Raw genomic sequence first — 12,540 nt, 5'->3', positions numbered from 1 at the left:
CGGGAATGTCGTATGATGGAACACCGCTACCGTATCAAGAGCCCGGTACCTATGTCATGGGGATGCTATATGGGTATGGGTTTTTCTTTTAATCTTTATCTCTGAATTGAGGATATTATGGCTAAGATTGTTAACGTCATTGGTCGCGAAATCATGGATTCGCGCGGTAACCCCACTGTAGAAGCCGAAGTGCATCTGGAAGGTGGATTTATCGGTATGGCTGCAGCACCCTCAGGTGCTTCTACCGGCAGCCGGGAAGCACTGGAACTGCGCGATGGCGACAAGAGCCGTTATCTGGGCAAAGGGGTTTTGCTGGCCATGGGCAATATCAATGGCCCTATCCGTGACGCGTTGCTGGGTAAAGATGCCACCGCCCAGGCTGAGCTGGACAACATCATGATTGAGTTGGACGGCACCGAAAACAAAGACAAACTGGGTGCTAACGCCATTTTGGCCGTATCACTGGCCGCAGCCAAAGCCGCCGCAGCATTCAAGGGTGTGCCCTTGTATGCCCATATTGCCGAGCTTAACGGCACCCCAGGGCAGTACAGTATGCCTGTTCCCATGATGAATATCCTCAACGGCGGCGAGCATGCCGACAATAACGTGGATATCCAGGAATTCATGATCCAGCCCGTAGGTGCCCAGACGTTCCGTGAAGCGCTGCGCATGGGCGCTGAAATTTTCCATAATCTGAAAAAAGTCCTGAAAGCCAAAGGCTTGAATACTGCTGTGGGTGATGAAGGCGGTTTTGCGCCCAACCTGTCATCTAATGCCGAAGCCTTGGCAGTCATCAAAGAAGCCATCGCTGCTGCCGGTTATGCACTGGGCAGTGATGTGACCTTGGCACTGGATTGCGCCGCCTCCGAATTTTACAAAGACGGAAAATATGATCTGGCCGGTGAAGGCAAGGTGTTCTCTGCCAATGAATTTTCTGATTTCCTGAAATCATTGACCGAAGAATACCCGATTGTCTCCATCGAAGATGGCCTGGATGAATCCGACTGGGAAGGCTGGGCTTACCTGACCAAAATCCTCGGTAACAAGATCCAGCTGGTGGGTGACGACTTGTTTGTGACCAACACTAAAATTCTGGCCCGTGGCATTGAGCAGGGCATCGGTAACTCCATCCTGATCAAATTTAACCAGATTGGTTCCTTAACCGAAACGCTGGCGGCCATTCGGATGGCAAAAGAAGCGGGTTATACTGCCGTTATCTCTCACCGCAGTGGTGAAACCGAAGATGCCACCATTGCTGATTTGGCTGTAGGCACTGCCGCTGGCCAGATCAAGACCGGTTCTTTGTGCCGTTCAGACCGTATTGCCAAATACAACCAGTTGCTGCGCATTGAAGAGCAATTGGGCGAAAAAGCACCTTTCCTGGGACTGGCTGCGATTAAAGCGCAGGCATAAGCCGCGTTTTTGGCAAGATAGCCAGCAACAGATGGAAAAGGCCACCACCAGGTGGCCTTTTTTGTTGTACTATCTGTCGCAGAACATTTGTCAGGAAGGGTTTGCACCGCCTATGAAACCTTTGCTTTTGTTAGGATGCCTGTTGCTGGGGTTGATGCAGTACCGGTTATGGTGGGGAGACAACAGCCTTACCGAATATTTCCATTTGCAGCGGCAAATCGCTCAGCAACAACACAATAACGCCACGCTCGAAGCGCGCAACCAGGCATTGAAAGAAGAGATCCTGGATTTGCGCAGCGGCAAAGAAGCCATCGAAGAGCGGGCCCGCAATGAATTGGGGCTCATCAAAAAAGGCGAGACGTTTTATCGGGTGGTGGGCGGTGAACAGCGCTCCATGACGGTATCTACCAACTGACAGTCGCCAGGTTTTTTATTGCAGGGCATCATGAATCGAACTGAATTACAGCATACGCAAGAACAGGCGGACCAGGAGGTCATTGCCATTGTGCCCGCCGCCGGGATTGGCAGCCGCATGGGGGCTGATTGTCCCAAACAATACCTGCCATTGCAGGATGGCTGCATTCTGGGGTGTACCTTACAGCTGTTGCTGGGGCACCCGGCCATCACCCAAGTGATTGTGGCCTTGCATCCGCAAGATGTGTTTTTTGCCAAGCTGCCCCAGGCTCATCATCCCAAGCTGTTAACCGTAACGGGCGGGCAGGCGCGGGCAGACTCAGTGCTGGCAGCGCTCAATCATGTCACAAACACCAGCGCCTGGGCACTGGTGCACGATGCCGCCAGACCCTGTTTGACTCATGGCGACATTGATAAATTACTGGCAGCGCGTACCCAATACCCTCAAGGGGCGATTTTAGCCACTCCCGTACGGGACACCATGAAGCGAGCATCTGTTGATGGCAGCATTCAGGAAACCGTGTCACGGGATGCCTTGTGGCATGCATTAACCCCTCAGCTGTTTCCTGCACGGCTGTTGCAGCAACATCTCACAGCCGCCATTGCCGCAGGCGCGGTGGTGACAGATGAAGCCTCCGCCATGGAGTGGGCCGGTATTCACCCCGGGTTGGTGCCCGGTCGCAGCGATAATATTAAGGTAACTCATCCGGACGATTTGACATTGGCAGCCTTATATCTGCGCCATCGTCATGTGCAATGTTAACTGAAACCGGATAACGGGAGTCATTGATGAAAATACGAATAGGGCATGGTTTTGATGTCCACAAATTTGGGGGCAATAAGCCGTTGATCCTGGGGGGCGTTACCGTCCCTTACGATACGGGGCTTGAAGCACATTCAGATGGCGACGTGGTGTTGCATGCCGTGGCAGATGCCTTGTTGGGGGCCATGGCATTGGGTGATATTGGCCGTCATTTCCCTGATACCGACCCCAAATTCAAAGGGGCCGATAGCCGGGCATTGCTTAGGCACTGCGTAACACTGGTGCAACAGCGTGGCTTTGGTGTGGGCAATCTGGATGTCACCATTATTGCCCAGGCACCGAAAATGGCACCCCATATTGCGCCCATGTGTAGCGTGTTGGCCGCCGATTTGAACGTGGCGCTGGATGCCATTAACGTTAAAGCCACCACCACGGAAAAATTAGGCTTTACCGGCCGTAAAGAGGGGATTGCCGTGGAAGCGGTGGTGCTGTTGCAATCATTAACAGAGGAGCAAGTTGCGTGGTAGAGCTGCATTACCTTTACGGAAAACCCAGTGGCCAGGGCGCTTTGCGTACCCAAAACAGCGACTTTTTGGTGCAAGAACTGTTACCTTTTACGGCCACGGGTGAAGGCGAGCACCATTTGCTGCATATCCGTAAAAACGGGCTTAATACGGCAGCGGTGGCCGACATGATAGCCAAATTTGCCGGCGTGCATCCCAAAGAGGTTACCTTTGCCGGACAGAAAGATAAAAACGCCGTCACCGAGCAGTGGTTCGGCGTGCGCATCCCCGGCAAGGAAACCCCGGACTGGCAGCAGTTGAATGCTGATAACTTGCATATCATCAGCAGCCAGCGACACAGTAAAAAATTACGCATCGGGGCGCTGATGGGAAACCGTTTCACCCTCATTTTGCGAGACGTGAGCGGGCTGGATGATATTCAGCAGCGGCTGGAGAAAATTCGCCAGCATGGCGTGCCCAACTATTTTGGCGAGCAGCGCTTTGGGCACCGTGGCGGCAATATTGCCAAAGCCCGTGAAATGCTGGCGGGCAAAAAAGTGAAGGATCGCAATAAACGCTCCCTGTACCTGTCGGCCTTGCGCTCCATGCTGTTCAACAGTGTGGTGTCGGCAAGATTGCAGCAGCATCCCGATGCCTTGCTGGCCGGTGACTGCGTGATGCTGGCCGGCAGCCATAGCTTTTTTGTGGCTGAATCATGGGACGATGTGCTCAAACAGCGTTTGGCCTCTCAGGACATTCAATTGTCCGCTCCCCTGTGGGGACGGGGACTGCCCCTGTCCCAGGGGGATGCCCGTGAATTTGAAACGGCTGTCCTGGCAGATTATGGCGAGGATTTGGATGGGCTGGAACATGCCGGGCTATCCCAGGAGCGCCGTCCCTTGTTGCTGTTTCCCCAAGCCATGAGTTGGACGGTTGTGCCGGAAGGGCTGCGCATAAGCTTTGTATTGCCCGCCGGTGCTTATGCCACCTCGGTGCTGCGCGAATTACTCGACTATACCGATGTGGCCGAACGCCGCTGGCAACAGGCCATTGCCGAAAAAGAAGCGCAACAGGACAACAAGCAAGCATGAAAATTCTGGTCAGCAATGATGATGGGGTGACCGCTCCTGGCATTAGGGTTCTGACGGAGACCCTTTCACAGGTGGCCACAGTGCAAACCGTGGCGCCGGATCGTAACTGCTCCGGGGCAAGCAACTCATTAACCTTGACGAACCCGTTGAGAATTAATAAGTTGGACAACGGCTACATCTCAGTAAACGGTACACCTACAGATTGTGTTCACTTGGCCATTCGGGAATTGTGCGGCGATGGCGAACCCGACATGGTGGTTTCCGGCATTAATGCCGGTGCCAACATGGGGGATGATACCTTGTATTCCGGCACGGTGGCCGCGGCCATGGAAGGGCGGTTTTTAGGATTACCCGCGGTGGCGGTGTCTTTGGCTGGTCGGGCATTGACCCACTACGGTACGGCCGCAGCGTATACACTGAAAATCATTGAGGGACTGAAACGCTTTCCCATTGCATCGGATCAGATCCTGAACATCAATGTACCGGATTTACCCATGGATCATATTCAGGGGATCAGGGTGACCCGCTTGGGAACCCGTCATAAAGCTGAAGATATGGTTCGGACGACTGATCCACACGGACGTGAGATCTTCTGGCTCGGCCCTCCGGGGATTGAGCTGGATGTGGGGGAGGATACCGACTTTTACGCCGTGGCTCAGGGCTATGTGTCTATAACACCATTAACCGTAGATCTGACGGCATACCGACAGTTATCAAAATTGCAACAGTGGATTGAGAAACTATGAGTCGCGCAGCTTCAGCATCTGCGGCACTGCAGTTAACCCGTAAACTCAGTGACGCCGGGATAAACCATCCCCAGGTGCTTCAGGTACTGGCATCAACACCCAGAGAGTTGTTTATTGACGGTGCCTTGGCCCACAAAGCCTATGAAAACACCGCCTTGCCCATAGGCTCCGGGCAAACCATTTCCCAGCCCTACATTGTGGGGCGCATGACGGAGCTGGTGATGGCCACCCATCCTGGCAAAGTCTTGGAAATTGGTACCGGCTCCGGTTATCAGGCTGCAGTGTTGGCGCAACTGGTGCCGCAGCTTTATACGGTGGAGCGCATAAAGAGCCTGCAAATCCAGGCCCGGCAACGATTGAAACGGCTGGATTTGCATAACGTGTCATTCAAATACGGTGATGGTTGGCAAGGATGGGAAAACCGGGCACCGTTTGACGCCATTGTGGTAACTGCGGCAGCAGCGGATATTCCGGATGCCCTGTTACGCCAATTGGTTGACGGCGGGGTGCTGATCATTCCCATCGGCGAAGATAACCAACAGTTATTACGCATTGTGCGCCACGGAGAAACCTATACCTCCAATGTGGTGGAAGCGGTCAGATTTGTCCCGTTAGTGAGTGGTGCATTGGCCTAAACCTATCGCCTAAGCCAAACAGAGAGGAACGGAGTGTCCCAGAGAAAATGTCATTTGAGTGTCCGCACATTAAGTCTTTGGGGAAACCACACCGGGTTGCTCTGCATCACTGCGTTACTGCTTCTTGGTGGGTGTAGTTTTAAAGCGTCTCATCCCGCCCCGGTTTATTCCATCAACGGCACTCGCCCGGTGATCGAAAAAGGTTATTTGAACGATGCCAAACATTACCGGGTGCACAAGGGCGATACCCTGTACTCCATTGCCTGGGCTGCCGACAAGGATTACCGGGATTTGGCCCGGCTGAACCACTTGGACTCCGCTTATACCATCTACCCCGGCCAGGTTTTACGGCTGGTTGATTCCCCACGCGCCAGCCAAGCCCCTTCATCGAGTAAAAACTTCAAACGGCAAGTGCCGACAGCAAAACATAAAAATGAGAAAAAACAGATTATTACCCATAAAGAGGTAGTGAAAGGAGCCTCATCGCCCACATCGCAAAAAACACTTGATTCTGCCCATAACACTGCGTACATTGTAACCAATGGTAAACAAGTTGTTAACGGAGTTGTCCACAGTTCGGGGGTTGTTCTACCTGAAAATGTCAGCCAGTGGTTATGGCCGGCAAATGGCAAGTTGATAGCAACGTTTTCCAATAAAGAACAAGGCAATAGGGGAATTAAGATTGCTGGTAGTCGTGGCGATATTATAAAAGCCGCTGCTGATGGTCGAATAGTCTATGCCGGTAATGCCTTACGAGGATATGGAAACCTCGTTATTATCAAACATAGCGATGATTATCTGAGCGCATACGCACATGCAGATAAGGTCTTAGTTAAGGAAAAACAACACGTCTCGGCAGGACAGACTATTGCCAAAATGGGAAGTACAGGCACGGATCGGGTAATGCTTCACTTTGAAATACGTTACCACGGAAAACCTGTTAACCCTTTGAATTATTTACCCAAACGTTGATGGTTTGGCGCCACTTTGGCATCGGAGGAAAACACCAAATGTAGATTACTGTTGAAAATTTTGGGAGAGCACTTATGAGCCGAAATAATACCAAAACTTCCGTGCAGGAATATGCAGACCTGTCGGTGGACAGCAACGTGCAACAGGCTGAAGCACTGGCAGAACGCGTGCAGGACGATCTGCAGAAAAACCTTGATGTTACCCAGCTGTATCTCAGCGAAATCGGTTTTTCTCCGCTACTCACCGCAGAAGAGGAAGTCTATTTTTCTCGCAAATCGCTCAAAGGTTGCGAAAAGTCCCGAAATCGAATGATTGAAAGTAATCTACGGCTGGTGGTCAAAATCGCCCGTCGTTACAACAATCGCGGTTTGGCGTTATTGGATCTCATCGAAGAGGGCAATCTGGGTCTTATCCGCGCCGTGGAAAAATTTGATCCTGAACGGGGATTTCGTTTTTCCACCTATGCCACATGGTGGATCCGTCAAACCATTGAACGGGCCATCATGAACCAGACCCGCACCATCCGCCTGCCCATACACGTGGTCAAGGAGCTGAACGTATACCTGCGTACTGCCAGGGAACTGGCGCATAAACTGGATCATGAACCCACCGCGGAAGAGATAGCCGATAAACTGGACTTGCCCAGTGCCGACGTCAGTCGCATGCTGAAATTGAATGAAAAAATCACCTCTGTGGATATGCCCATTGGCGGTGATAACGAAAAAGCGTTGCTGGACGTGTTGCCTGATGACGACAGCTATACCCCGGATGCCCAGGTGCAAGAGGAAGACATGTCCAAATCTGTGGTGAAGTGGTTGAATGAACTGAGCACCAAACAGCGGGAAGTGTTAGCCCGGCGTTTCGGGCTGCTGGGATATGAACCGGCCACACTGGAAGATGTGGGGTCTGAAATCGGGCTTACCCGTGAACGGGTGCGGCAGATTCAGGTGGAAGCGCTCAAGCGCTTACGGGATATGATTTCCGCACAAGGGTTGTCCGTAGAGGCGTTATTCAAAATGTAACCCCTGCACGGCGTTGGCGTGAGGGAGGGGCGTTTGCCATTGCAAAACGTCACTGAGATTGAGTGAAAAAAGCGCACAGTCATTAACCTGTGCGCTTTTTTTGTGTTTTGCCATAACCCGGTTAAACGCACCGGGGGTTTGGTCATTAGGGCTGATTGGCCAAAGCCTGCAATTGATACAATACTTCCAGCGCCGCCTTGGGGGTTAACTCATCCGGATTAAGCCGTTTGAGTGCAAGCTCCAGCGCTGATGGCTCATACTCCAAGGGCAAGCTTGGCTGCAATGGCGCCGCCTCGGTGCCATGGTGGCTATCCCGGGCTTCCAACTCCCGCAATTTCTGTTTGGCGGCCTTGATGACTTTTGCGGGCACGCCGGCAAGGGCCGCTACCTGCAACCCGTAACTCTTGCTGGCTGCCCCTTCCTGTACCGCATGCATAAAGACAATGGTATCGGCGTGCTCCATGGCATCCAGATGTACGTTGATGACCTGCGGTAACAATGTGGCCAGTTGTGTCAATTCAAAATAGTGGGTGGCAAACAGCGTCAGCGCCCCTAATTTTTGCGCAAGATATTCAGCGGCGGCCCAGGCCAGTGACATGCCGTCATAGGTGGAGGTTCCCCGGCCGATTTCATCCATCAGAACCAGGCTGTTTGCCGTGGCGTTATGCAGAATGTTGGCGGTTTCCGTCATTTCCACCATGAAGGTGGAGCGACCGGATGCCAGGTCATCAGATGCACCTATGCGGGTGAAAATCCTATCCACCGGCCCGATGATGGCGTGGGTGGCCGGCACAAAACTGCCGATATGCGCCATTAAGGTTATCAGCGCCACTTGCCGCATATAGGTGGACTTCCCACCCATGTTGGGGCCGGTCACAATCAGCATGCGGCGTTTGGGGTTGAGGATCACCGGGTTGGCAATAAAGGGGGCGGTGCTAACCCGCTCCACCACCGGGTGGCGGCCTTCGGCAATATCTATCCCTGTATCATCCGTGAGTTGGGGCTGACAGTAATTGAATGACTCGGCCCGTTCGGCAAAATTACTCAGTACATCCAGCTCGGCGGCGGCAATGGCAAAACATTGCAGGGCGTGGAGTTGGGGCAACAGCAAATCAAACAATTCATCCCAGAGCTGTTTTTCCAGCGCCAGCGCTTTCCCCTGGCTGGACAGCACTTTTTCTTCATATTCCTTGAGTTCGGGAATGATGTAGCGTTCCGTGTTTTTCAGGGTCTGGCGCCGTTGGTAACTCATGGGTACCAAGTCGGACTGGCCGCGGGACACTTCAATGTAATAGCCATGCACCCGGTTAAAACCCACCTTCAACGTGGCAATGCCGGTGCGTTCCTTTTCCCGCACTTCCAGCTGTTGCAAGTAATCAGTGGCCCCGTCACTTAAGCGGCGCCATTCATCCAGCTCGGCATGGTACCCTTCCCGAATAACGCCACCATCACGAATTAACACCGGCGGATTATCCACAATGGCCCGTTGCAACAGTGACAGCGTCTCCGGAAACTCGCCCAGTTGTTGTTTGATCTGTTGCAAATGGGCTTGCTGCAGTTTGGTCATCTGTTGCTGGATATCCGGCAACAGAGCCAGTGCCTGGCGTAAACGTGCCAAATCCCGGGGACGGGCATTGCGGATGGCTAGCCGGGCGATAATGCGCTCTACATCCCCCAGTGATTTGAGCAAAGGATGCAGCGATTCGTAGGTTCCCGTGGAGAGCAATTCGGCCACGGCATTGTGCCGCGCTTCAATCAATGGCCGTTGGCGTAACGGCTGATGGATCCAGCGTTGCAACATGCGGCTGCCCATGGGGGTGGCGGTGGCATCCAGTACGGCGGCCAGTGTATGTTCCCGTCCGCCGGACAGGTTTTGGGTCAGCTCCAGATTACGCCGGGTGGCCGCATCCAGCACTATGCTGTCGCTGGGGTTGCATTGGTGAATGGCATTGATGTGGGGCAGGGCCGTGCGCTGGGTGTCACGCACATACTGCATCAAGCAGCCTGCCGCCTGTAATGAAAGCCGGGCCTTTTGAATGCCGAAACCACGTAAATCCTTGGTGCCAAATTGTTCCAGCAATAAACGCATGGCCGTGTCAAAATCAAACTCCCACTCGGGACGGCGACGTTTTCCCTTAATGCTGTCAAGCAGTTGCTGGGGAGCAAAGTCTTCGCTGTACAGCAACTCGGCGGGCTTGGTGCGTTGCAGTTCGGCTTCAAGGCTTTCAAGCGTATCAAGCTCTGTGATGATAAAACGCCCGGAGGCCACATCCAGCGTGGCATAGCCAAAACCGTTTGTGCCGTCATAGACGGCGGCCAGCAGGTTATCTTGCCGCTCTTGCAGCAGGGCTTCATCGGTCAGTGTACCGGGGGTTACAATGCGCACCACCTTGCGCTCCACTGGCCCTTTGGCCAATGCCGGGTCTCCCACCTGTTCACAAATGGCAACGGATTCCCCCTGTTGCACCAACTTTGCCAGGTAGCTCTCTACGGCATGATAAGGGATCCCGGCCATGGGGATGGGATCTCCGCCACTCTTGCCGCGTGCGGTTAGGGAGATGCCCAGCAGTTCAGAGGCGCGCCGAGCGTCGTCATAAAAAAGTTCATAAAAATCCCCCATGCGGTAAAACAGCAACATGTCGTTATGCTGTGCTTTCATGGTGAGATATTGCCGCATCATGGGCGTGTGCTTTTCGAGATCGATACCGGGATTGGCAGCTGAATTTTGCATCATATGCTAGCGCAGTTCTTCTTCTGGTTACTCGGGAATAAACCCGCAATTTAACTGGCAATATTAACAGGTATTTGCAGGGGATGAAGTTCAGCATCGTAAATTTTGTCTGCCAAACCGGTAAGCGGATGACTTTGATGAAACGCTGCTGGCCCTTGGATAGTCATCGCTAAATTAATCATGCACAGGGGTTGATACTGTATGATTGTACAGTATACTACTGACGTAATGTTGAAGCGATTTTTGCCCGCCCGGGTGATGACAGGCATTTCACAACGCGCAGGTTGTGCCAAGAGGGAACCAGAATGAAGATTGATCCGAACAAAGAGAAAGCGTTAAACGCTGTGCTGGGCCAGATTGAAAAACAGTTTGGCAAAGGCTCGATTATGAAATTGGGTGAAGACAGAAGCATGGACGTGGAAACCATTTCCACCGGTTCACTCTCGCTGGATGTCGCCTTGGGCGCCGGCGGCTTACCCTTGGGACGCATCGTAGAAATCTACGGCCCTGAATCCTCCGGGAAAACCACCTTGACGCTGGAAGTGATTGCCGCCGCACAGCGGGAAGGTAAAGTGTGTGCCTTTATTGATGCCGAACACGCGCTTGACCCGATTTATGCCCGCAAGCTAGGGGTCGATATCGATAATCTACTGTGTTCCCAGCCGGATACCGGCGAGCAGGCATTGGAAATCTGTGATGCCTTGACCCGCAGCGGCGCGGTGGATGTGATTATCGTGGACTCGGTTGCCGCCTTGACCCCTAAAGCAGAAATTGAAGGGGAGATTGGTGATTCCCACATGGGGCTGGCAGCCCGCATGATGAGCCAGGCCATGCGTAAGTTGGCGGGTAATCTGAAACAATCCAATACCTTGCTGATTTTCATTAACCAAATCCGCATGAAAATCGGGGTGATGTTCGGTAACCCTGAAACCACCACCGGTGGTAATGCCCTGAAATTCTACGCTTCCGTCCGTTTGGATATCCGCCGCACCGGCTCGATTAAAGAAGGCGATGAAGTCGTGGGTAATGAAACCCGCGTCAAAGTGGTGAAAAACAAGGTGGCAGCGCCTTTCAAACAAGCGGAGTTTCAAATCCTTTATGGCCAGGGGATTAATCGTGTAGGGGAGCTGGTCGATTTGGGGGTAACCCACAAATTGGTTGAAAAATCAGGTGCCTGGTATAGCTATCAAGGGGATAAAATTGGTCAGGGGCGTGCCAATGCCGGTAAGTTCCTGCGGGAAAACCCTGAAATAGCGCAAGAGATTGAGCGCAAGCTACGCGAAATGTTGCTGCATAAAGGGGCGGATGCGGCCACAGCGCCAGCTGCCACTCCCGAAGATAATGTGGATATGGAAACCGGAGAAATCTTCTGAGCGAGTCAGTCAAGGATGCCGCGGTGACGCTATTGGCGCGCCGCGATTACAGCCGGGGGCAGTTATGCGCCCGACTGCTGGATAAAGGCTTTGCCAAGTTGGACATAGCGCCGTTACTGGATGCGTTGGAGCAGCAGGGCGTTGTGGATGACCAGCGTTATGCCGCCATGCTGATACGCGGGCAAATTGCCAAAGGCCACGGCCCGGTAAGAATTCGGCAGACTGCCCTGCAAAAAGGCCTGACCAAAGAAACGGTTGAAATGGCGTTGGCTGCTGCGGATTGTGACTGGGTGCAGTTGGCCAAGGCTCGGGCACTGAAAAAATTCGGTGCTGACAACAAGGGCGTGGATGCCAAAGAGCGTGCCCGTCGTATGCGTCATTTATCCGGACAGGGGTTCAATTACGAGCAAATAGCTGCCGCGCTGGATGATGACCCCGAGGCATAACGCTTTAGGTGTCGTGTTGCGTTTTCATGATGTTGTCATGGTGTTGTCATGTAAAACTCCCCATGAGAGGCCAGGGCGCTGCCCAAGGGGTTTAAAACTGCAGCGCCTGTCAGTGCTATTGCCATCTCTTTAGTGATCACTACACACCCCGTCATTTATCAATTCTCTATTTACCCACCACCCTCTTTACTAAGCCTTTTGTTGCGTTTGTGACGGTTTGCCGGCCATGTCATGTAACAGGGTTTCATGTTGATGAACGGATATGGCGGCGGGCAACATCTTTGATTTTTGCGCCTTTCCCTTGGCTGTTTGGGATGACGATGGTCAGCATTGGGCTGTGCTGTATTGGTTGCCATTGTGCATGGGACTTGATTGGGTGACGGCGGGGCTTTGCCACGTGATTCTGATTGGTATTCTGTGCCTGCACGCTT

The 12,540-nt window shown here is 53.0% G+C and carries 12 protein-coding genes; 11 read left to right on the top strand and 1 reads right to left on the bottom strand.

Going from position 1 to position 12,540, the window contains the following annotated elements; translation table 11 throughout:
- Positions 1-117 precede the first annotated feature (117 nt).
- From eno to rpoS, 9 genes are all read left to right on the top strand, one after another.
- The gene (eno, locus tag ACIDEJ_RS05885) at positions 118-1,413 is read left to right on the top strand and encodes a phosphopyruvate hydratase (protein ID WP_411987153.1); all 1,296 of its coding nucleotides are present in this window, start codon (positions 118-120) and stop codon (positions 1,411-1,413) included.
- A 112-nt stretch (positions 1,414-1,525) separates the two neighbouring features.
- Complete coding sequence (gene ftsB, locus ACIDEJ_RS05880) at positions 1,526-1,828, top strand: cell division protein FtsB (protein ID WP_411987152.1); 303 nt, start codon at positions 1,526-1,528, stop codon at positions 1,826-1,828.
- A gap of 30 nt (positions 1,829-1,858) precedes the next feature.
- The gene (gene ispD, locus ACIDEJ_RS05875; RefSeq protein WP_411987151.1) at positions 1,859-2,590 is read left to right on the top strand and encodes a 2-C-methyl-D-erythritol 4-phosphate cytidylyltransferase; all 732 of its coding nucleotides are present in this window, start codon (positions 1,859-1,861) and stop codon (positions 2,588-2,590) included.
- 26 nt (positions 2,591-2,616) lie between these two features.
- The gene (gene ispF, locus ACIDEJ_RS05870) at positions 2,617-3,117 is read left to right on the top strand and encodes a 2-C-methyl-D-erythritol 2,4-cyclodiphosphate synthase (RefSeq protein ID WP_411987150.1); all 501 of its coding nucleotides are present in this window, start codon (positions 2,617-2,619) and stop codon (positions 3,115-3,117) included.
- Positions 3,111-4,184, top strand: coding sequence for a tRNA pseudouridine(13) synthase TruD (gene truD / locus ACIDEJ_RS05865; protein WP_411987149.1), 1,074 nt, complete (start codon positions 3,111-3,113; stop codon positions 4,182-4,184). The genes ispF and truD overlap by 7 nt, the downstream gene beginning before the upstream one ends.
- A complete protein-coding gene (gene surE, locus ACIDEJ_RS05860) occupies positions 4,181-4,930 on the top strand; it encodes a 5'/3'-nucleotidase SurE (protein WP_411987148.1) in 750 nt (249 codons plus the stop codon). Before truD ends, surE begins: the two co-directional genes overlap by 4 nt.
- Complete coding sequence (locus ACIDEJ_RS05855) at positions 4,927-5,565, top strand: protein-L-isoaspartate(D-aspartate) O-methyltransferase (RefSeq protein ID WP_411987147.1); 639 nt, start codon at positions 4,927-4,929, stop codon at positions 5,563-5,565. The genes surE and ACIDEJ_RS05855 overlap by 4 nt, the downstream gene beginning before the upstream one ends.
- A 54-nt stretch (positions 5,566-5,619) precedes the next feature.
- Positions 5,620-6,537, top strand: a complete 918-nt coding sequence (locus ACIDEJ_RS05850) for a peptidoglycan DD-metalloendopeptidase family protein (RefSeq protein ID WP_411987300.1) — start codon at positions 5,620-5,622, stop codon at positions 6,535-6,537.
- Between the two features lie 74 nt (positions 6,538-6,611).
- A complete protein-coding gene (gene rpoS, locus ACIDEJ_RS05845) occupies positions 6,612-7,559 on the top strand; it encodes an RNA polymerase sigma factor RpoS (RefSeq protein ID WP_411987146.1) in 948 nt (315 codons plus the stop codon).
- 145 nt (positions 7,560-7,704) lie between these two features.
- On the opposite strand, the gene mutS is transcribed toward rpoS, so the two are convergent.
- Positions 7,705-10,290, bottom strand: coding sequence for a DNA mismatch repair protein MutS (gene mutS, locus ACIDEJ_RS05840; RefSeq protein WP_411987299.1), 2,586 nt, complete (start codon positions 10,288-10,290; stop codon positions 7,705-7,707).
- 305 nt (positions 10,291-10,595) lie between these two features.
- Between mutS and recA the strand changes: the two genes are divergently transcribed.
- Positions 10,596-11,663, top strand: a complete 1,068-nt coding sequence (gene recA, locus ACIDEJ_RS05835) for a recombinase RecA (RefSeq protein WP_411987145.1) — start codon at positions 10,596-10,598, stop codon at positions 11,661-11,663.
- A 23-nt stretch (positions 11,664-11,686) separates the two neighbouring features.
- Positions 11,687-12,109, top strand: a complete 423-nt coding sequence (locus ACIDEJ_RS05830) for a regulatory protein RecX (RefSeq protein WP_411987144.1) — start codon at positions 11,687-11,689, stop codon at positions 12,107-12,109.
- Positions 12,110-12,540: the final 431 nt, after the last annotated feature.

Source organism: Shewanella mytili (genome assembly GCF_046765975.1).
Lineage (GTDB): Bacteria > Pseudomonadota > Gammaproteobacteria > Enterobacterales > Shewanellaceae > Shewanella > Shewanella mytili.
This window is presented reverse-complemented; position numbering and strand designations above follow the sequence as displayed.

Coding starts and splice junctions, on each gene's coding strand:
- eno (WP_411987153.1), top strand. CDS start 118: ATGGCTAAGATTGTTAACGTCATTGGTCGCGAAATCATGGATTCGCGC.
- ftsB (WP_411987152.1), top strand. CDS start 1,526: ATGAAACCTTTGCTTTTGTTAGGATGCCTGTTGCTGGGGTTGATGCAG.
- ispD (WP_411987151.1), top strand. CDS start 1,859: ATGAATCGAACTGAATTACAGCATACGCAAGAACAGGCGGACCAGGAG.
- ispF (WP_411987150.1), top strand. CDS start 2,617: ATGAAAATACGAATAGGGCATGGTTTTGATGTCCACAAATTTGGGGGC.
- surE (WP_411987148.1), top strand. CDS start 4,181: ATGAAAATTCTGGTCAGCAATGATGATGGGGTGACCGCTCCTGGCATT.
- ACIDEJ_RS05855 (WP_411987147.1), top strand. CDS start 4,927: ATGAGTCGCGCAGCTTCAGCATCTGCGGCACTGCAGTTAACCCGTAAA.
- rpoS (WP_411987146.1), top strand. CDS start 6,612: ATGAGCCGAAATAATACCAAAACTTCCGTGCAGGAATATGCAGACCTG.
- mutS (WP_411987299.1), bottom strand. CDS start 10,290: ATGCAAAATTCAGCTGCCAATCCCGGTATCGATCTCGAAAAGCACACG.
- recA (WP_411987145.1), top strand. CDS start 10,596: ATGAAGATTGATCCGAACAAAGAGAAAGCGTTAAACGCTGTGCTGGGC.